At 62.2% G+C, this 16,878-nt stretch carries 20 protein-coding genes; 11 read left to right on the forward strand and 9 right to left on the reverse strand.

The window, feature by feature from the left end:
- The first annotated feature begins 161 nt into the window (after positions 1–161).
- From FHS09_RS20520 to FHS09_RS20530, 3 genes are read left to right on the forward strand one after another with little or no spacing between them, the layout of a single operon-like run.
- The gene (locus FHS09_RS20520; protein ID WP_183463440.1) at positions 162–578 is read left to right on the forward strand and encodes a hypothetical protein; all 417 of its coding nucleotides are present in this window, start codon (positions 162–164) and stop codon (positions 576–578) included.
- Complete coding sequence (locus FHS09_RS20525) at positions 545–1,180, forward strand: hypothetical protein (RefSeq protein ID WP_183463442.1); 636 nt, start codon at positions 545–547, stop codon at positions 1,178–1,180. The genes FHS09_RS20520 and FHS09_RS20525 overlap by 34 nt, the downstream gene beginning before the upstream one ends.
- Positions 1,181–1,209: 29 nt before the next feature.
- Entirely contained in the window at positions 1,210–1,542 is a 333-nt protein-coding gene (locus FHS09_RS20530) for a hypothetical protein (RefSeq protein WP_183463444.1), read from the forward strand.
- A gap of 88 nt (positions 1,543–1,630) precedes the next feature.
- Here FHS09_RS20530 and FHS09_RS20535 read toward each other — a convergent pair whose 3' ends face one another.
- The 6 genes from FHS09_RS20535 to arsC all read right to left on the reverse strand — a co-directional run bounded on the left by FHS09_RS20535 (position 1,631) and on the right by arsC (position 6,266).
- Positions 1,631–2,347, reverse strand: a complete 717-nt coding sequence (locus tag FHS09_RS20535; RefSeq protein ID WP_183463446.1) for a glycine zipper 2TM domain-containing protein — start codon at positions 2,345–2,347, stop codon at positions 1,631–1,633.
- A 128-nt stretch (positions 2,348–2,475) separates the two neighbouring features.
- Positions 2,476–3,054, reverse strand: coding sequence for a hypothetical protein (locus FHS09_RS20540; RefSeq protein WP_183463448.1), 579 nt, complete (start codon positions 3,052–3,054; stop codon positions 2,476–2,478).
- Positions 3,044–4,903 carry a signal peptide peptidase SppA gene (sppA, locus tag FHS09_RS20545; protein ID WP_183463450.1) on the reverse strand — a complete coding sequence of 620 codons (1,860 nt, stop codon included), beginning with the start codon at positions 4,901–4,903 and terminating at the stop codon, positions 3,044–3,046. Before sppA ends, FHS09_RS20540 begins: the two co-directional genes overlap by 11 nt.
- 60 nt (positions 4,904–4,963) lie before the next feature.
- Positions 4,964–5,311 carry a DUF2069 domain-containing protein gene (locus FHS09_RS20550; protein ID WP_343057534.1) on the reverse strand — a complete coding sequence of 116 codons (348 nt, stop codon included), beginning with the start codon at positions 5,309–5,311 and terminating at the stop codon, positions 4,964–4,966.
- Complete coding sequence (wrbA, locus tag FHS09_RS20555) at positions 5,308–5,922, reverse strand: NAD(P)H:quinone oxidoreductase (protein ID WP_183463452.1); 615 nt, start codon at positions 5,920–5,922, stop codon at positions 5,308–5,310. Before wrbA ends, FHS09_RS20550 begins: the two co-directional genes overlap by 4 nt.
- A complete protein-coding gene (arsC, locus tag FHS09_RS20560; RefSeq protein ID WP_183463454.1) occupies positions 5,922–6,266 on the reverse strand; it encodes an arsenate reductase (glutaredoxin) in 345 nt (114 codons plus the stop codon). Before arsC ends, wrbA begins: the two co-directional genes overlap by 1 nt.
- A gap of 278 nt (positions 6,267–6,544) precedes the next feature.
- On the opposite strand from arsC, the gene FHS09_RS20565 reads away from it, so the two are divergent.
- The 7 genes from FHS09_RS20565 (at position 6,545) to FHS09_RS20595 (ending at position 12,990) form a co-directional block, all read left to right on the forward strand.
- Complete coding sequence (locus FHS09_RS20565) at positions 6,545–7,894, forward strand: YihY family inner membrane protein (protein ID WP_183463456.1); 1,350 nt, start codon at positions 6,545–6,547, stop codon at positions 7,892–7,894.
- The gene (locus tag FHS09_RS20570; RefSeq protein WP_221192164.1) at positions 7,821–8,294 is read left to right on the forward strand and encodes a redoxin domain-containing protein; all 474 of its coding nucleotides are present in this window, start codon (positions 7,821–7,823) and stop codon (positions 8,292–8,294) included. Before FHS09_RS20565 ends, FHS09_RS20570 begins: the two co-directional genes overlap by 74 nt.
- A 51-nt stretch (positions 8,295–8,345) precedes the next feature.
- Complete coding sequence (locus FHS09_RS20575) at positions 8,346–9,704, forward strand: L-cystine transporter (RefSeq protein ID WP_183463460.1); 1,359 nt, start codon at positions 8,346–8,348, stop codon at positions 9,702–9,704.
- Positions 9,705–9,991: 287 nt separating this feature from the next.
- Positions 9,992–10,561, forward strand: coding sequence for a glycine zipper 2TM domain-containing protein (locus FHS09_RS20580; protein ID WP_183463461.1), 570 nt, complete (start codon positions 9,992–9,994; stop codon positions 10,559–10,561).
- A gap of 40 nt (positions 10,562–10,601) precedes the next feature.
- Positions 10,602–10,931 carry a PepSY domain-containing protein gene (locus FHS09_RS20585; protein WP_183463463.1) on the forward strand — a complete coding sequence of 110 codons (330 nt, stop codon included), beginning with the start codon at positions 10,602–10,604 and terminating at the stop codon, positions 10,929–10,931.
- A 19-nt stretch (positions 10,932–10,950) separates the two neighbouring features.
- On the forward strand, positions 10,951–11,625 hold the full coding sequence (locus tag FHS09_RS20590) for a response regulator transcription factor (protein WP_183463464.1): 675 nt from the start codon (positions 10,951–10,953) through the stop codon (positions 11,623–11,625).
- Positions 11,626–11,640: 15 nt separating this feature from the next.
- Positions 11,641–12,990 carry an ATP-binding protein gene (locus FHS09_RS20595; protein WP_343057535.1) on the forward strand — a complete coding sequence of 450 codons (1,350 nt, stop codon included), beginning with the start codon at positions 11,641–11,643 and terminating at the stop codon, positions 12,988–12,990.
- A gap of 80 nt (positions 12,991–13,070) precedes the next feature.
- Here the strand turns inward: FHS09_RS20595 and FHS09_RS20600 are convergent, their stop codons facing one another.
- Positions 13,071–13,988 carry a DMT family transporter gene (locus FHS09_RS20600; RefSeq protein ID WP_183463466.1) on the reverse strand — a complete coding sequence of 306 codons (918 nt, stop codon included), beginning with the start codon at positions 13,986–13,988 and terminating at the stop codon, positions 13,071–13,073.
- Between the two features lie 160 nt (positions 13,989–14,148).
- Between FHS09_RS20600 and FHS09_RS23310 the strand changes: the two genes are divergently transcribed.
- Entirely contained in the window at positions 14,149–15,003 is an 855-nt protein-coding gene (locus tag FHS09_RS23310; RefSeq protein ID WP_183463468.1) for a helix-turn-helix domain-containing protein, read from the forward strand.
- 69 nt (positions 15,004–15,072) lie between these two features.
- Here the strand turns inward: FHS09_RS23310 and FHS09_RS20610 are convergent, their stop codons facing one another.
- Positions 15,073–16,140, reverse strand: a complete 1,068-nt coding sequence (locus FHS09_RS20610; protein WP_183463470.1) for an MJ1255/VC2487 family glycosyltransferase — start codon at positions 16,138–16,140, stop codon at positions 15,073–15,075.
- Positions 16,137–16,667: a phosphatase PAP2 family protein gene (locus tag FHS09_RS20615; protein WP_183463472.1), complete on the reverse strand. Its 531-nt coding sequence runs from the start codon at positions 16,665–16,667 to the stop codon at positions 16,137–16,139. The genes FHS09_RS20610 and FHS09_RS20615 overlap by 4 nt, the downstream gene beginning before the upstream one ends.
- Positions 16,668–16,878 lie beyond the last annotated feature (211 nt).

Genomic DNA, 16,878 nt, shown 5'->3' on the forward strand with positions numbered 1-16,878 from the left:
GCTAAGCAGCCATCTGCGGCGTTGCACTTGCTTGACGTAGAATGACTACGCCGGCGCAAGTGCGCCTTGCATCTGGCCGCTTAGCGGCCCGCTGGCATCACTATTTAGTACCATACAGGACACTATAACCATAATTATGTACAAACTCTAAGGAAGGTGTTGTGAAAAAACTATATATCACCCTGCTTATATCCGTTTTGCTCGGTGTCTGTGAATCCACCCCGACTACACAGATCAGCCAGTTTGGTGCGACGGTTGATTCGCTGGTGGAGAGGATTGATGCCGTATACGGGGAGTATCGCAAGTCCAAGAACGAGGAGGCGATTTCCACTTTGGCGATGAGGCATCTAGGCCCCTTGTCCGCGGAGCAGAAAAGGCTAGGCTTGGTGACAGCTCCGCTGTCACAGAGGAACCTGAGTCAGGTGGTTACCTCTGCGGAGCGGGACTTCAAGAAGACCACTTTTGTTTCCCAGGCGAACAAATACCTGGGGGCTTACGGCAAAGCGCTCTCACAACTTGCCACCACCACCCCGAGATCTGAAATTTGGCGTTCGCGGATTTCAATGCCGCGCTGGTAGGGCTGAATAACAGCTACAGCGAGTTGAAGGGGGAGGTGCTGTTTGAACAGGAGGATGCGGCGAGAAACCTGCGTTACAGCGCAATGCTGGCCAGTCTCTACATCAATAACAAACGCAAAGATGCGCTGAAGGAGCTGATCCTGGATGCGGACCCCTATGTCCAGGCCATTTGCGATGAAATAGATAGCGCACTGGATTCCAGCCCTATGGCCGTAGGGATCCAGACTTTCAGGAAGGCAATACTGGCCAATGAAATGGAGGCATTTAACTTCCATCCCCACCGGGAGGCTTCCGCGGAGTGGCGCCGGACGGAAATCCGCCGCTTTCTCGAGCTGCAGGAGTCGGCGAGTTACTCCAAGTTGCTGGTGCAGCAGGCCCAGAAGAGTGTGCGGGCGATCAAAAAATCCCACGCCGTACTGGCCAGCAAACTACGGCAGGACAAATTCAGTACTGAGCGGGTTGCCTATCTGATTGGCGAATTGCGCGAGCTCGATTCGCACTACGACGATTACGAGGAGTTGTTGGCGAACTGCCGGGATCTGGCTGTGGATGATAACGGCTTGCTCGAATGCCTGGACGTGAAATCTTCAACGGAAGCTTAACAATAAAAGAAAGGGAATGGAGACAAAAAGTGTCACTACAACTAATAGCGGAATTGAACCAGGCCTGCGACGAAATAAACCATTTAATCGTTATCACCCCCGATGCCGGGGTGCGCGCAGGCCTTCAGACAAAGCGCAGTGAACTGTTGCTGCTTCTGGACGATGAGATCATGCAGCAGGTCGCTGAAAGCTCTCAAGAGTTCCGCGATGCAATGTCTGCGTTGCGCGAGTCGACCAGCAGGGCGCAGGAGGCCAGGCGGGAGCTGGAGGAAGATGCGGCCAAGATTGAAAAGGCCGCTGAGACGGTGGAGAAGGTTGCGGATGTCCTGGCAAAATTAGGCCAGGTGGTTGCCCTGGTATAAATCTTCCCGCGGGAATAATTATATTTGTGGAAATAACAGCGGGCGCCATGGGCGCTCGCTGTCTATCTTTAAGCTGAGCCGTCCTGGATCAGATGCTGCGTACCCAAGTACCGTCCGCCCGGCGACAGGCGGTGCCGTCGCTGCGGTTGCCGCCTTGGACCTCTGCGGTGAAGCTGCGGCAATAGGTGTCGCCGCGCTTTTCTATCGCCCCGGGCACCACTGCGTATTCCTCGCCACTTTCACCCTGCCAACTGATGCGCTGGCCATTGGGGGCGAATTCGAGGGCCTGGGCCACGCAGGCCTGGTTGCGGGCGTCCATTCGCTTGCCCACCTCGCCGCCGATCAGTACGCCGGCGATGGCGCCGCCGATGGTCGCCGCGGTATTGCCGCGGCCATCGCCGATTTGGTGGCCGAGCACGCCGCCGATCAGGCCGCCCAGTACCCGCCCCACCTGGGCGCTGTTACAGCGGGTAGCGGTCGGTTGCGGGGCCGGGCGCCAGTCCGGCTGGTATACCGGCTCTTCTCTTCGGTGGTCGAACCAGGGGGGCAGCTCCACAACCACCCGGGCACCCGGCTCGCGGTAGGCGTACTCATGGGCACCCTTGCATTTGCGCTCTTCCTTGTAATCGCCGTTGCGCTCCCACTTGCGTTCCACTTTGCAGTTGCCGTCCCAGTACTCCTCCTTGGTCTCGTGGCGCTCATGCTTGTGCTTCTTCCAGCCCCGGCCCTCGGGCGGATCGGCCAGGGCTGGCAGGGCCAGGGTGGTGGTAAAAACAATCGCGGCGAAAGTGCTCAGGTTCTTCATGGTTACCTCACTGCTGTCGCGCCCTTGGCGGCGGTCGGGGAATTGTCGCGATAGTACCACTTCGGGCGGGCGTGAAGAGAGGCAGTCGGGCAAACTGGGACGGCGTTCACCCGGCCTGCGGGATAAAACTATTGTTCCAGCGAGTTCAGCAGCTTGTGCGCACAGCGCGCGTGCAGGAACAGCAGAACGCAGGCGGTGACCAGGTAGGCCGGGAGCCAGCCGGCATAGTCCTGCAGATAGAGGATGGTCGAGGGGAATACCACCACCAGTAGGTAAAAGATGCTCCAGAAGATGCGGGCCACGGGGGAGTGGTGGAGCCGAAACCAGGCCGGCCAGCCGCCGGCGATATGGAAGAGTTCCGTTTCGCCACTGACGGCACGGTTCAGCACCCGCTCCAGTTCGCGCATGCGCGCCAGGTGGAAGAAGAAAATCGACTGCTTGAACAAGTCGAAAAACATCACCAGCGTCATTACCAGCAACAGCACCAGGAAGCCAACCGGAGTTACCGGCTGCTGCAGGCGGCTGTCCAGTTCGAGCAGGCGCGCGAGCGGGTCCCAGGCCAGGAGGCCGCCGATGGCGCCGAACAGGCGGATATCGCCCAAGGCGTGCTGGATATAGTCGTTGCAGGTGGCGTTGAGCCGGACGTACTCCTGGTAAACCCTGTCCAGGGCGGATTCGTCCGGCTCCGCGACCTCGTCAGGGCGCACGGCAGACCAGGCAGCGCACGTAGAGCGCGCGCGGATCGCGGTATTCGCGCAGCTCGGCAATCGGCGTCAGCACCGGCTGCAGGGTATTCAGCCAAGCGCCCAGGGGCAGGTTGGCCTCGATGCTGGCGGAGATGCGCGCGTCGACATTCTCCGCCAGGGTGCGCAGGAGTTTCTCGCCGGGGGAGAGTTCGCGCCGGATTTCCACCAACTGATAATCCTCCACTTCCGCCAGCTGCGCGGCGCCGGCGATGGCGTCGTTGAGGTTGCCCAGTTCGTCCACCAGCCCCAGCTGTTGCGCGGCGCGGCCGGTCCATACCTGGCCCTGGGCGATCTTGTGGACTTCCTCCGGCGTGCTGCCACGGGCCTCGGCGACAATGCGCAGGAAACGCGCGTAGGTGTTCTCGACCCCCTGCTGCAGCACACTGGCGGCGGCGGGTGGCAGTGGTCGGTCGATGCGCATGGTACCGGCCAGGTCGGAGGTGCCGACGCCGTCGTTGTAGATACCCAGGGATTCCAGGGCATCTTCAAAGGTGGGAAAGGCGCCGAACACGCCGATGGAGCCGGTGATGGTGGAGGGAGAAGCCCAGATACGATCGCCGCCGGTGGCGATCCAGTAGCCGCCGGAGGCGGCCACGCTGCCCATGGAGACCACCACCGGAATGTCCTCGGCGCGGGTGGCGAGCAGTTCCTGGCGGATGGCTTCCGAAGCGAACGCGGAGCCGCCGCCGCTGTCGATGCGCAGTACCAGGGCTTTGACTTTATTTTCCCGAGCCTTGCGGATCAACTGGCCCAGGCTCTCGCTGCCGATCTGGCCCACCGGTGCCTCGCCGTCGACGATGGTTCCGCTGGCGGAGATCAAGCCAACCTTTGGGGCTTCGGATGTTGGGATATGAGTGAGTTTCTGGCTGCGCAGATAGGCGAGGGCGTCGATGGATTTGTAGCTCTGCTTGTCGTCGTTGGCGCCGATAGTTTCCTTGAGTTCCTCGATGACGATGCGGCGGCTGGCCAACTGGTCGACAAATTTATACGCCAGGGCGGCCTCGGCCCAGCTGCCGTCGTGTTCTTTCAGGTTCTGCGGCAACTGCTCGATAAAGGTGTCCACGGCCTCCGGCGGCAGGTTGCGCAGGCCGGTGACCTGTTCCGTGTATTCACCCCAGAGTTCGTGCAGCCAGCGCTGGTTGTTTTCGCGGGAGGCGGGGGACATGTCGTCGCGGGTGTAGGGCTCGATAAAGTCCTTGTAGTCGCCCACGCGGAAGACGTGGAAATTGATTTTCAGCTTGTCCAGCGCGCTTTTGAAGTAGTTGCGGTAGGCACCGAAACCGGTGAGCAGCACCGAGCCCATGGGGTTTAGGTAGACCGTGTCGGCGTGGCTGGCGAGGAAATACTGGGCCTGGGTGTAATTGTCGCCGACCGCGTAAAGGGGCTTGTCCGCAGCCTTGAAGCGCTGCAGCGCCCCGCCTACCTCCTCCAGCTTGCTCAGGCTGGCGCCCACCAGGCTGTCCAGCTCCAGCACCAGGGAGGAGATACGCTTGTCCTTGGCGGCGCTGTCGATGGCATCCACCAGGTCCTTGACCCGGGTTTCCGCGGGTGCCTGGGGGCCGCCGAAGAACGCCGGCAGACTGGAGGGCTGGGAGAGTTCGTCCACCAGGTAACCGCTTGGCGCTACGCGCAGGGCGGCGCCCTGGGGGATAACCAGTTGCTCTTCCTTGCCGAAGATGAGAACGCCGATAAACAGCAATAGCAGCAGGAACAACAGGTTGGTGAACACCCGGCGAAGCCAGGTGATGGCCCCGCCGATGGCGCCAAAAAATCTGCGGGTAAATCCTTTGTGATGGGTTGCTTCAGTCAAACCTCGGTGCTCCTTGTGCAGGGTCTACATTCGCTTTTCAAACAGCTATTAACCCTCCGGTTAATAGCGTATTCGTTGCCAGCGGCTGGTCATCATCGCGGAGATAAACAGGGTAAAGCTCAACAGCAATAGTACGCCATGCTGCCAGCCGCGCCCGGGCATCATTACGTCGACAATACTGGCAGTGATATACAGCAAGAGGATAAAGCAGAGCCACAGGTAGCTGCGATAGTGCCCTTTCAGCAGCCCCGGCAGTACCAGCAGGAGAGGCAGTGTCTGCAGTATCCACCATTTGACCGAGCCGCCGGGCAGGAACAGGTTCCACACCACAAACAATAGCAGCAGGCCCAGGTAGCAGATCCAGTTCAGGCATTTGGCGAATTGCAGTTTGTGTTTCAGGGGGGTCACATCCGGCTCCGCAATTGACTGGCAAGAGTACCGATGCGCGCACCCAGGGCGCGGCACAGGGACTGCTCTTCGGCGCTCAGTTCACCACCGCTGCGGCCCGCCCAGTGGGAGGCCCCGTAGGGAGTGCCACCGCTCTTTGTATGCGTCAGGTCCGCCTCGGAGTAGGGGATACCGGCGATCAGCATGCCGTGGTGCAGCAGCGGCAGCATCATGGAGATAAGGGTGCTCTCCTGGCCGCCGTGCAGGCTGCCGGTGGAAGTGAACACCGCGGCGGGTTTGCCCGCCAGGCTGCCGTCCAGCCACATGTCGCCGGTCTGGTCGAGGAAGTGTCGCAGCGGCGCGGCCATATTGCCGAAACGGGTGGGACTGCCCAGCAGCAGGCCGGCGCAGTTGCGCAGCTCCTCTGCGGTGCAATAGGGGGCGCCCTCGTTGGGGACCGGTGGCAGGCTGGCCTCGGTATCCGGGGAGACCCTCGGTACTGTGCGCTGGCGCGCGACCATACCGGAGGATTCCACTCCGCGAGCCAGCTCCGCAGCCATTCTCGCGGTGGCGCCGTTGCGGCTGTAATAGAGGATAAGGATGTAGGCTTCCGATTGCTCCGTCTGGGACATCAGAGCAGCTCCAGCACGTTTTCCGGCGGCCGGCCGAGCACCGCCCTGTCACCTTTGACTACGATGGGGCGCTGGATCAGCTTGGGATGTTGAGTCATGGCGTCGAGCAATTGCTCTTCACCCAGTGCGGGGTCTTTTAGCTGCAGGGCCTTGTACTCGTCCTCTCCGGTGCGCAGCAGGTCGCGGGCGGGGATGCCGAGTTTTTGCAGCAGAACGGCGAGGGTCTTCCTGTCCGGCGGCGTCTCCAGGTAGAGCACCACTTCCGGATCGACCCCTTTGTCCTGCAGCAGTTGCAGGGTCTGACGGGATTTTGAACAGCGGGGGTTATGATAAATCGTCCACATTGAGGCGGTATCCTGCTAAGGTTTGGCGTATTCTAACCGAGTGTGCAGACTCTTACTAAGAGTCTGAGCCTCGCATAGTAGAGCCTGCGGCACTCCTCGGCCTGTAAGCGAGGTCAGTGGCGGCCCTGCTGCCGGCGGCCGTTTGTTCCACAGTCTGATCGGCAGATGTTTCACAAACGGCCGCCGGCACAGGGCCTTCGCATTAGGTTTCGGTATTCTTTTCGGTCCCGGACCCGAAAGTGAGTACTTGTGCTCTTACATCCAATGACGGAAAAATAATGACGGAATCCATTCACCGCTGGCGACGCTTCCTCACCTCCCTGTGGACGTTGTTCAACGAAAAGAACTGCCGCCAGCACGCCGCCGCGCTCACTTACATGACCCTGTTCGCCATAGTGCCGCTGGTCACCGTGAGCTATGCCATGCTGTCGCTGTTTCCGGATTTCGCCGGGCTGGAGAGCCGGCTGCAGGCGCAGATATTCGAGCACTTCGTGCCGGAGAGTGGGCGCGAGGTGCAGGAGTACATCAGCAACTTCTCCACCCAGGCCCAGCGGCTTACCGGCGTTGGTGTCGCTATCCTGCTGATAACCGCGGGGCTGATGCTGCGCAATATCGAGGTGACCTTCAATTCCATCTGGGATATTCCCCGGGGCCGGCGCGGGGTTTCCAGCTTCCTGCTCTACTGGGCCATCCTCAGTATGGGCCCGATCCTGTTGGGCGCGGGATTGGCTGCCTCCACTTATCTGTTTTCGCAAAAAATATTTTCGCCGGAGGACGATGGCCTGGGCGTGATGCCCATTGTGCTGGGAGTGCTGCCGTGGATCTTTACTGCCACCGCCTTTACCCTGCTGTTCGTCGCCGTGCCCAACTGCCGCGTGCCGTTGCGCCATGGTCTGGTGGGCGGGGTAGTCACCGCCTTTGCTTTTGAGGTGGCGAAGAATCTGTTTGGGATTATGGTCGCGCGCAGTTCGGTGCAGGCGGTTTACGGTGCATTTGCTTTTGTGCCGCTGTTTCTGATCTGGGTTTACCTGATGTGGATGATTGTACTGGCGGGCTGCGTGCTGGTGCGGACCCTGTCCGCGTACCATGCGGCGGCCCAGGGCCGGAAATATTCCGACGTGGTGGCCACGCTGATACTGCTGTGGGAATTCTTCAAGAAATACCAGGGGGGGCAGCCGCTGCGCGACCAGGATATTTCCCGTGCTGCGATCAAACCCGCGCAGTGGCGGCGTATCCGGCAGATACTGCAGGACAGGAAAATGATCGCCCAGACGGAGCGCAACGATTACGTACTGTCGCGAGACCTGGATTCCACTTCGCTGATGGAGCTGGTGGAATGGTTGAACCCGGCGCTGGCGTCCCTGCACAACCATCGGGAGCTGCACGACCAGCCCTGGTACCGGGAGGTGGAGAAGCGCTTCGCCGAGTCGCAGGAGTTTGCCAGCGAACGCCTGGCACTGGATCTCGGGGAGCTGTTTCGCGCGGCACTGGATAAAGAAAACGAGCCGGAACAGAGTTCCGGGCGCGAGACGAAAAAGACGGGTGGAAAAGGCAGTGGCAAGGGAAAGTCTGACGGCGATTCTGCGGGTGGCTTTGCTGTGGTTGGTCGCCGCAACAAGCGGGTGTGATTCCGGCACGGAGTCGCTGACGGACATTGATGGTAATAAAATAGAGACCGATGGCCGGGTACTGCTGGTGAACTACTGGGCCGAGTGGTGCGCGCCCTGTCGCGAGGAGATTCCCGAACTCAACCGCTTCGCCCGCGAGGCGGAGGGGGTACTGGTGCTGGGAGTGAATTACGACCAACTGCCCGCGGAGGCCACCCGTAAGCAGATAAAAAAACTCGGCATCGAATTTCCGGTGCTGTCCGCCGACCCGGCGGCCCGCTGGGGACAGGCGCGCCCGACGGTATTGCCCAGCACCTTTGTAATCGGCGTCGATGACCGCTGGCGTGCGACCCTGGTCGGACCGCAGACGGAGAAGAGTCTCCACGCGACGGTGGCTTCCCTGTCGGCGGAGGGCGGGTGAAGGCCCTGGCTCTCCAGACTCACTGAGACGATTTTCCCGGGCGCACACCTTATGCAACTCAGTTCGTTTTCCCTGCTGCTGTTCTTTGCCGCACTCCTGTGGCCGCTGTTTCGCTGGCATCGTCGCCACGAGAGGCTGGCGCCGGCGGTGTTTGCCGGGCTGCTGCTCGGTGTGGCCTTCGGCGGCCTGTTGCAACTGGCGCGGCGCTGGGGCGCCGATCCCGCGGAAGTGCTGCCGTGGATCGGGGTGTTGGGGGATGGCTATGTGAATCTGCTGCACCTGCTGGTGATGCCTCTGGTGCTGATCTCCATCCTCGGCGCGGTGGTCAGAGTGAGCAACACCCAGGCCCTGGGCAAGATCAGCGTGTCGGTGCTGGCAGTGCTATTGGGCACCACCGCGGTGGCGGCACTCGTTGGCGTGCTGATGGCGCAGCTGTTCGGCCTTTCCGCAACCGGCTTGGTGGAGGGCGCGCGCGAGGCGGCGCGGGTGGAAGTGCTAAGCCAGCGCATGGGGCAGGTGAGCGGCCTGTCAATTCCCGAAATCCTGATTTCCTTTGTTCCCAGAAATATTTTCTCCGACCTGTCGGGCAGCCGCGATACCTCGGTGATTGCCGTAGTGGTGTTTGCGGTGCTGCTCGGCCTGGCGGCGCTGGGCGTGCGCAGGGAGCACCCGGAAGAGGGTGCGCAGATCGAGAATTTTGTGCATCTGGCCTTGGTCTGGGTGATGAAGCTGGTACGTCTGGTGATGGTCTTTACTCCCTACGGGGTGATGGCGTTGGTGGCGGCGCTGATCGCAAAATCCAGTTGGGCGGACATCCTCAACCTGTTCAGTTTTGTACTGGCCTCCTTTGCCGCCATTGCGTTGATGTTCGTGGTGCACGGCCTGTTATTGCTGGTGAATGGCGTCAGTCCGCTGCACTATTTCACCAAGGTGTGGCCGGTGCTGGTGTTCGCCTTCAGCTCCCGTTCCAGCGCGGCGACCATTCCCCTCAACGTGGAGACCCAGATCGACGAGCTGCGCAATTCGCCGGCGATCGCCAACTTCTCCGCTTCCTTCGGCGCCACCATCGGCCAGAACGGCTGCGCCGGTATCTACCCGGCGATGCTGGCGGTGATGGTGGCGGTGCCCATGGGAATCGACGTGCTCGATCCCGTCTGGCTCGCCACCCTGGTGGCGGTGGTGGTGATCAGCTCCTTTGGTATCGCCGGGGTCGGCGGCGGGGCCACTTTCGCCGCGCTGGTGGTGCTGCCGGCCATGGGACTGCCGGTGACCATCGCCGCGCTGCTGATCTCGGTTGAGCCGCTGATCGATATGGCGCGAACCGCGCTGAACGTCAACGGGGCCATGACCGCGGGCACGCTGACGCAGCGCTGGTTGGGGGAGGAGGTGCCGGGGCCGGAGGCTTTGTAGGAGCGGTCCGGCCGGGAGCGGTCCGGCCGGGAGCGGTCCGGCCGGGAGCAGCCCATGGCCGCGATCGATTTCACTTCGTCGCCGGGGGGCGGCCCTGCTACCGGTCTGTTTGCAGGACACGCTGTGAATACGTCCCTGTAGCTGACCACGGCCATCCATGGCGGTGACGGTCGTGCAACAGCCACCGGTATCAGGGCCTTCTCATCTCGACCATAGCTTGCCCGGATTCAGCTTCAATTCAGTCACCCCCCACTAGAGTGCTCCCATCGAACAAAGGGAGAACCATCATGCAAATCCGCAAAAACCTCCTGTTTGCCGGCCTGGTGGCCGGCCTCGTGGGCTTCAGCACGACCGCCGCTGCCGGCGACTATGGATACTACCCCGGCGATTATGGCGATTCCTACGATTACGCCCGGGTCACCGACGTCACCCCGGTGTACACCGACATCCAGGTGCGCGAACCCCGCACCCGCTGCTGGGACGAGCAGGTGGCCTACCGGCAGCCCGGCTCTCCCGCCGGTGCGGTGATCGGTGGCCTGATAGGGGCCGCCATAGGCAACAAGGCCGGCGGGCACGGCCACCGCGGGCGCCACTACTACCATCACAGCCGCGGCGCCTCCACCGTGGCGGGTGCCGCGGTCGGTGCCCTGCTGGGCAACGAGATCAGTCGTGCCAGCGCGCCTACGCAATATGCCATCGAACAGCGCTGCCAAGTGGTGGATGAATACACTACCCGCCGCGAACTGGTCGGCTACGACGTGCGCTACCGCTATAATGGTCGCCACTATATGACTCGCACTGACCGCCATCCCGGCGATAGAATCCGGGTTCGCGTCGACGTAGCCCCGGCTTTTTGACAGGGAGGCGTAGGAAAGCGGTTGTTACAGGAGCACTATCGTGAAATCAGTTAGCGTTGCACTTCGGCCAACTTCTGTTGTGTTGGCATTGTTACTCAGTCTCTCCGCTGCACCGCTGCATGCGGAACTGCATGTGGAACTGATAGATGGCTCCGTTCGGTATCAAGCGGAGTTCCTCCGGGTGCAAAGTAACAGTATTTCCCGCGACCAGGCGGCGGAAATAGTCAAGCGCCGCTACGGTGGCAAGATACTGGCGATTTCCGAAGTACAGAAAGGTGGCCGCAGCCTGTACCGCATCAAGGGCCTGTCCGACAAGAGCCAGGTGTATGTGGTCTATGTGGATAAACAGAGTGGGCGTATTTCACGCTAAACAGGCGAGGTAGACAGCGATGCGGGCACTGCTGGTAGAAGACGAACAGGTACTGCGCCAACAACTGGCCGCCTCCCTGCGCGAAGCGGGCTACACCGTGGATGAGGCGCCGGACGGAGAGGAGGCGCTCTATCTGGGCCGCGAGTACCCCTACGACATCGCTGTGTTGGATCTGGGCCTGCCCAAGCTGGACGGCATCCAGGTGATCGAGACCCTGCGCGGAGAGGGCAGGCACTTTCCCATCCTGATCCTCACCGCCCGCGGTCACTGGCAGGAGCGGGTGCGCGGCCTGGAGGCGGGTGGCGACGACTACCTGGTAAAACCCTTCCACACCGAGGAACTGCTGGCGCGCCTCAATGCGCTGGTGCGCCGCTCCGCCGGCTTTTCCTCTCCGACGATCAAGGCCGGCCCCATTGTGTTGGACACCAGCGCCCAGCGGGTGACGGTCAATGACAAAGAGCTCGATCTCACTTCCTATGAGTACAAGGTACTGGAATACCTGATGCTGCACCCGGACGAAGTGGTATCCAAAACCGTTCTCACCGAACATATCTACGAACAGGACTGCGACCGCGACAGCAATGTGATCGAGGTGTTTATCGGCCGCCTGCGCAAGAAGTTCGACGCTGCCGGGCAGATCAAGCCTATCGAAACCCTGCGCGGGCGCGGCTACCGTTTCCTGATACCGGAATAGCGGGACGTTTACCGCGTGCTCTCCTCCTGGCTCCACTCCCTCAAAGGTCGCCTGACTCTCGTCACCACTTTAATGCTGCTGGTGTTCCTGGTGCTGATCTCCGGGGTGCTGGAGCACGCCTATCGCAGCTCCCTGGACGAGGCCAAGGCTCGGGAACTCCAGCTGCATGTGTACACCCTGCTGGCGGTGGCGGAGCCGGACGACGGCGGTTTGAGATTTCCCCCGGTGCTGCCGGAGGAGCGTTTCAACCAGCCGGACTCCGGCCTGATCGGCGCGGTGATCGATGAGCAGGGCCGGGTAATCTGGCGCTCCGCCTCGGCCCTTACTCTGCCGCAACTGCCCAGCAGATCGCTGCCCCAGGGACGCGAGGTATACACCCGCCTGGAATTGCAGGGGGTGGAGGATGTCCAGTACAGCAGTTTTCTCCAGGGCGTGGCCTGGGGGCTGGACAACGAACAGCGGTTTACCTTTGTGGTGCTGGAAGACGCGGCGCCGCTGGCGGCGCAGGTGGAGCAGTTCCGCTCCACCATCTGGCGCTGGCTGGGTCTGGGGGCGCTGCTGCTGGTATTGCTGCAGTGGCTGGTATTGCGCTGGGGTCTGGCGCCGCTGCGCTCGGTGGCGGCTGCGCTGCACAGAATGCAGCAGGGGGGGAGCGACACCCTGCAGGGGGATTTCCCCCGCGAGCTCAAACCCCTGACCGACAACCTCAACCTGCTGATTGAAAACGAGCGCCGCCAGCGGGAAAAGACCCGGCACACTCTGGCGGACCTTGCCCACAGTCTGAAAACTCCGCTGGCGGTGATGAAGGGGTTGAATTTTTCCCGCGATCCGCGCGCCGCCTACACCGGCCTGATCGAGCAGGTGCAGCGTATGGACAGCATTATCAGCTACCAGCTGCAGCGCGCGGTGACCAGTTCGCCAAAATCTATTTTGCGCGGTGTGCCTGTGGCACCGCTGGTGGGGAAAATTCTCGACGCGCTGGAAAAAGTCTATCGCGAAAAACCCGCGGAAGTGCAGTTGCAGTGCAGCGAGGATACGCTGTTCTACGGTGACGAGGGCGACCTGATGGAACTCCTCGGCAACCTGCTGGACAACGGCTACAAGTACGGTGCCGGCAAGCTGGACGTGGATATCCGCAACGACGACGATGGGCGCCGATTGCAGCTCCGCGTCGCCGACAACGGCCCTGGTATCGACGAGGAGCAGTGGCAGCAGGTCACCCGGCGCGGCGTGCGCGCCGACCAGCAGCAGCCGGGGCAGGGCATTGGCTTGGCGGTGGTGATGGATATTGTCGAGAGCTACCAGGGGGAGATTTCCGCGAAATCCCTACGCGAAGGCGGCACCGAAATCGAGGTGATTTTGTAGGAGCGGCGGGGCGGCCATCCGCCGCTGGCCGCGATCGGCTTTCACTACGAAGCGAGGCCGATCGCGGCCAACGGCGGCTCCTACAGGGGGATTTTTTCCCGCTCAAACCGCAAGCGCCACTGTCCGATCACTCTCAGCCCACCCAGCGAAACCGTGTTCCCCAGCAGCACCAGAAACAGCCCGCCAAAACTCAACGCGGTCCACTGATAGCCCTCGAACCAGGCGGAGAAGCTCAGCGCCACTATCGGGAACAGCACCGTCGCATAGGCGGCGCGGTTAGCGCCGATGCGGCCCACCAGGCTCAGGTAGGCGGTGAAGCCCAGGATCGAGCCGGGGATTGCCAGGTAGAGCAGGCTGCCCAGATAGAGTGGGCTGGTGTCCAGCTTCCAGGAGGTGCCGCTGGCCACAATGCAGGCGAGCAGTATCAATGCGCCGTAGTTCATCGCGTAGGCGTTGCAGGTCCAGGGTTTGAGTCCCCTCCTGGCGTGCCGCACCGAAACCATATTGCCCAGGGAGAAAAAGTAGGTGCCCAGCACCGACAGGCCCAGCCCCAAGGCGGCGGTCCTATCGAAGTTGCCGCCGGCGATACTGTCCCAGAACAGCGATATCAGGCCGGCGATACCCAGTGCCGCGGCCAGGTAGACACCGCGCTCGGCGCGCTCTCCCCACAGCAGCCGGCTGTTCAGTGCGTTGAACAGCACCGCCGCGGAAAATACCACCGAAATCAACCCGCTGACGATGTACTGGCTGGCAGTATAGAAACAGATAAAATTCAGCGAGAAAAGACAGCCGCCCTGCAGCACAAAGAAGCCGTGATCCCGCAGCGTGGTTTTCTGCACCCCGCGCAGCAGCATGAGCGCAGGCAGGAACAGCAGGCCGGCGATCGCGAAGCGGTAAAACGCCGAGACCAGCACCGGTACCTCTCCCATCTGGAAGTGAATGGCGATCCAGGTGGTGCCCCAGAGCAATACCGTGCTGGTGTAGAGGAACAGGTTCATGGGTGACTCCGTGATACTGCGAATGGATGGGCAGCATAGGGAGGGGCGCCTGGGGAATCGCGCAGGATATTGCGGCGCTTAGCAGATTCTTGCGGTTTTTATCGGCGGGGAATTGTCCGGGGGCGCTTTTCACAGTAGCTTGGCCCCTATGAGCAGAGCAGTGACAACCACCGTTAGCGAGACACTGGATGGCGCCGGCGCCCGCCGCCTGAATCACTGTGTCCTGAATCGGGATCTGTCCCTGGCTCTGTGGGGTAACCGCGAAGTCCGCGTGGCCTACCACCAGGTGGCACATCACACCCTCAGTCTGTACCTGCGCGGCGGCTACCGCACCCGGCGGCTGGACGCGGAACACGGCTTCGGTGCGCCCGGGAAACTCTGCCTGATGCCGGCTACCAGTGATTCCGTTTGGGAAGTGGGCCAATACCAGGAATTTATCCACCTGTATATTTCCGACGCCGGCTTAAGGCACTTCGCCCTGGAGTCCTTCGACTGCGACCCGCGTCGGGTGGAGATTCCCGACCTGACTTTCTTCGAGCACCCGCGAATCAATGCCGCTTGCAAAGCGCTACTGCAGACCCCGTGGGTGGAGGGTGGCGAACGCCTGCAATTGCAGCAGGGTACTTACCAACTGATGGGGCAGCTGATCCGCAGCTTTGTGCAGCCGCGCTCGGCGAACGGACCCCTGAAAGGCGGCCTGAGCGGCCGCCAGCTCAGCCGCGCGCGGGACTATATCCAGGCGAATTTCGGCGGCGAGCTGCAACTGGATCAACTGGCACAGGCCGCCGGCCTCAGCCGCTACCATTTCGCGCGCATGTTCAAGCTGAGCACCGGGCTGACCCCGCATCAGTATGTGAACAAGGTGCGGGTACAGCGCGGGCGGGAAATGCTGGAGGCGGGCCTGCCGCAGGTGGAGGTGGCGGCGCTCTGCGGTTTCTCCCACCAGAGCCACTTCGCCGCACACTTCAAGCGGTATCTCGGGGTGACGCCGGGGCAGTATCTGCGCAGTCTCTGAGCGCTGCCCGGTTTGGTTTTCCCACAGGGCGGCGCGCGGCGCATCCACCCTATGGGAAGTCTCCGGCCTTTACTCAGCAGCGGCCCCCGCGGACTCCACAGCACTGCCGCCGCGTCCCGGCACCACCTGTTCCCACAGGCTGTTGGCCAGTTCTGCGGGTGTCTGGCGGCGGCCGTCGGCGATCCAGCGCACTATCTCGCCGGCCACATCCGGCCACTGGATGCGCACCCCGGCGGGATCGTTGTCCAGCCAGTCGCGAATCGCAGCGGCGTCCACCCGCTCCACCACCCGGGCCAGTTGGAGCTCGCTCAGCGCGCAGGCGTTGGCCTCCTGCTCGAACTGGCCGGCCAAGGGGCGGGTCAGGATGGGCTTGCCCAGGGCCAGGGTTTCCGCAATCAGCTCGAAACCGGCGTTGCAGATCACCGCGTGCGCATCGGCCAGGTCCTGTTGAAAGCCATCTGTGGAGGGGGCCTTGAGTTGGATATTCTCCGCCGCGGGCAGGTCCACCGGGGCGCCGTAAACGATAAACCGCTCCGGCAGCTGTGCCAGTTCCCCGAGCATCGGGCCATGGTGTTCGAAGGGCAGGTACACCAGGATATGCCCGCCGCTCCCGGGCAGCCCGTGGGGCTGGGCGATGGGCGGCAGTATCGGGTGGCCGAAGTGGTACCAGTGCATGCCCAGACTGCTATGCACCGGTGCGAAGGCGCGCATAACCGCCCGCGGCAGCCACCGATAGCGCGGCGCTGGGATCGGGAAATTGAATGCGTATTGGTGCCCCAGGCCCAGGCTGGGTCTACCCCTGCGCCTGGCGGCCCAGGCGGTCACCGGCTCGAAATCGCTGATCACCAGGTCGAAATCGTCCACCGGCAGTTCGCGGATATCCCGCAGCAGCCGGCGCAGGTGCAGTTGCCTGGCGGTGGCGAAGCCGTCCAGTTGACCCTCGCGGTGCACGAAGGTCAGGCCCTCGCGCCACCAGTAGTCGCCGAAGGCTTCCATACAGAACAGTTTGTCGGGATTGCGGCCGGAAAACAGCCATTGGACTTCCAGGTCCGGGTGGTTTTGCAATGCGCCAGCCATGGCGCGAGCGCGGGAGATGTGGCCGTTGCCGGTCCCCTGCACTCCATAGAGTATTTTCACAAAAAGGCTCCGCAAATTAGCAGGCCGACGCTGGTTCCAAGGGCGGCGCCGGCGCAGACATCAGTAGGAAAGTGTACGCCCAGGCCCACGCGCGAGGTGCCCACGCCCGCGGCCCAAAAATAGCCTAGCAGCCACAGCGGACTACCGGCCTGGGAGAGCAGGGTGATGAACAGAAAGGCGCCGGAAGTGTGTCCGGAGGGCAGGCTGAAGCGGTCGTGGGCGACAATGACCGAACGCATGCCGGGAATCGCCTGGGGCGGGCGCCGTCGCCGTGTGGTGTTCTTGATGGTCCAATAGAGGGAGCGCTCCACCGCGTAGGCGGTGCCGCAAAGGTAGAAAAATTGGACTGCAGCCGCCCCGGTGCTGGCCAGCGCCACGATCAGGGGGGAGATCAGGTAGAGCCAGCCGTCCGCGGATTTCGACAGCCACAGGTAGCGTTTGCGCGACGCCGGCCGCATCGCCCGCTCCGCCATATGCAGTACCAGGGACACGTCCAGGCTTTTCAGAGTGACAGGTAAGCTTCGCATGGGGCCAAGGTACGAAGCTTGTATTGCGCGGAATTGACCGAATTATGTCAGGTTTGTGAAATTGAAGACTTGTGTTTCCCTGTAGGAGCGGCCGTTGGCCGCGATCGATGGTGGGCCCCGCCACACAAAAAGAGCGGCCCACCCCCGCGGCGCCGCGGTGGGGGGCTAACGGACGTAATCTTTGCGGGAACGCGCCGTGGGGCCCCCCCGG

It is taken from the genome of Microbulbifer rhizosphaerae (genome assembly GCF_014191725.1).
Lineage (GTDB): Bacteria > Pseudomonadota > Gammaproteobacteria > Pseudomonadales > Cellvibrionaceae > Microbulbifer > Microbulbifer rhizosphaerae.

Bases quoted from the DNA above. Each gene is read 5' to 3' on its own strand.
- FHS09_RS20535 (WP_183463446.1), bottom strand. From the start codon at position 2,347: ATGAAGAACCTGAGCACTTTCGCCGCGATTGTTTTTACCACCACCCTG.
- wrbA (WP_183463452.1), bottom strand. From the start codon at position 5,922: ATGTCCCAGACGGAGCAATCGGAAGCCTACATCCTTATCCTCTATTAC.
- arsC (WP_183463454.1), bottom strand. From the start codon at position 6,266: ATGTGGACGATTTATCATAACCCCCGCTGTTCAAAATCCCGTCAGACC.
- FHS09_RS20565 (WP_183463456.1), top strand. From the start codon at position 6,545: ATGACGGAATCCATTCACCGCTGGCGACGCTTCCTCACCTCCCTGTGG.
- FHS09_RS20575 (WP_183463460.1), top strand. From the start codon at position 8,346: ATGCAACTCAGTTCGTTTTCCCTGCTGCTGTTCTTTGCCGCACTCCTG.
- FHS09_RS20580 (WP_183463461.1), top strand. From the start codon at position 9,992: ATGCAAATCCGCAAAAACCTCCTGTTTGCCGGCCTGGTGGCCGGCCTC.
- FHS09_RS20590 (WP_183463464.1), top strand. From the start codon at position 10,951: ATGCGGGCACTGCTGGTAGAAGACGAACAGGTACTGCGCCAACAACTG.
- FHS09_RS20600 (WP_183463466.1), bottom strand. From the start codon at position 13,988: ATGAACCTGTTCCTCTACACCAGCACGGTATTGCTCTGGGGCACCACC.
- FHS09_RS20615 (WP_183463472.1), bottom strand. From the start codon at position 16,667: ATGCGAAGCTTACCTGTCACTCTGAAAAGCCTGGACGTGTCCCTGGTA.